Below are 307 nucleotides of genomic sequence, written 5' to 3'. Positions count from 1 at the left end.
TCAAGGTGTTTTCGACGCTGCTCGACTGGTTCGAGGAATTTCGCCTCTACCGCCGCTTCTATTGGGATGCCGTCGCCGGCGCCGAACTCCCCGCCGGCCTCGACTATGCCGTGTTCGACTTTGCCGTGAACAGCGGGCCGGGCAGGGCGGCGAAATATCTGCAGGCGGTGCTCGGCGTCACGCAGGATGGCCGTATCGGTCCGGAGACGCTTGCGGCCGCGAGGGCAAAGCCGGCCGGCGTCATCATCGATGCGCTCTGCGACGCGCGGCTTGCCTTCTTGGAAAAGCTGCTGACCTGGCCGAATTT

The 307-nt window shown here is 64.5% G+C and carries 1 protein-coding gene; it reads left to right on the top strand.

Annotated features, from left to right (window positions below):
- A partial coding sequence (locus EN807_RS34205) for a glycosyl hydrolase 108 family protein (protein ID WP_281405266.1) occupies nt 1-307 on the top strand: 307 nt, incomplete at both ends.

This window comes from Mesorhizobium sp. M5C.F.Ca.ET.164.01.1.1, from assembly GCF_004792125.1.
Taxonomy (GTDB): Bacteria; Pseudomonadota; Alphaproteobacteria; order Rhizobiales; family Rhizobiaceae; genus Mesorhizobium; species Mesorhizobium wenxiniae.
Note: the sequence above shows the minus strand (reverse complement) of the source record. Positions and strands in the feature narration are given on the sequence as shown.